Below are 1,144 nucleotides of genomic sequence, written 5' to 3' on the forward strand. Positions count from 1 at the left end.
AAGTCGGGTGAAACAAGCTCTAGATTAGTCAATGATACGAGTGTGATCAAAGATTTAATTACTGCTCAGTTCCCTAATTTTATTACCGGAGCTATTCAATTAATTGGTTCCATGATTATCTTATTCTTCATGGATTGGAAAATGGCATCACTTATGTTCGGCATCATCCCTATCTTCGTCTTAATTCTCTTACCGATTGGTCGAATCATGTCAAAACTAGGTCGGAAACTGCAGGCCGCCACTGCTGATTTCAATGCCGATGCTAGCGAAAAATTAGCCGAAGTTCGTTTAATCAAATCAAGTAATGGTGAAAGTTTTGAACGTGCAACAGGTGACAACTTTATCGACAAGATTTTCAAAGTTGGAATTAAAGACGCCCGTGTGGAAGCCGTTTTACAACCAATTATGACAACAGCCATGTTAGGTGTTTTTGTCGGTATCTTAGGTTATGGTGCTGTTAGAATTCAACAAGGTACCCTCTCAAGCGGTTCCTTGGTCGCCTTTCTACTCTACCTATTTAATATCATTACTCCAGTAGCCAGCTTTGCGACCTTCTTCTCCCAAGTTCAAAAAGCAATGGGTTCAACTGAACGCATTCAAGAAATTTTACAAACAAAACCAGAAGTTACTACCGCAGGAAAAACAGTTGATGTGGAAGGACAAACTATTACAGCTACTCATCTTGATTTTAGTTACGACCCTGATAAACCTATTTTGAAAAATGTTTCTTTTGAAGCTAAACCTAATACAGTCATTGCCTTTGCTGGACCTTCTGGTGGTGGTAAATCAACTATTTTCTCTCTACTAGAAAGATTTTATCAACCAGATAGTGGTTCCATTTTAATTGGCGACCACGATATTAAAAATATTGATTTAGCTAATTGGCGTTCCCAAATCGGCTACGTTTCCCAAGATAGTGCCGTTTTTGCTGGTAGCATTCGAGACAACTTGCAATACGGACTAGATAAACAATTGACCGATGAACAACTTTGGCACGGTTTATCATTAGCCTATGCCGACGAGTTCGTTCGTAACTTTCCTGATCAATTGGAAACTCAAATCGGTGAACGCGGCGTCAAACTCTCCGGTGGACAAAAACAACGAATTGCTATTGCTCGGGCCTTTCTCCGTAATCCAAAGATTT

At 39.8% G+C, this 1,144-nt stretch carries 1 protein-coding gene; it reads left to right on the top strand.

What is annotated here, in order from left to right:
* Positions 1–1,144 (top strand): ABC transporter ATP-binding protein (locus tag FHL06_RS13655; protein ID WP_153387195.1); only part of this gene is annotated, 1,144 nt, incomplete at both ends.

It is taken from the genome of Companilactobacillus halodurans, from assembly GCF_009600985.1.
In the GTDB taxonomy this organism is placed as follows: domain Bacteria; phylum Bacillota; class Bacilli; order Lactobacillales; family Lactobacillaceae; genus Companilactobacillus; species Companilactobacillus halodurans.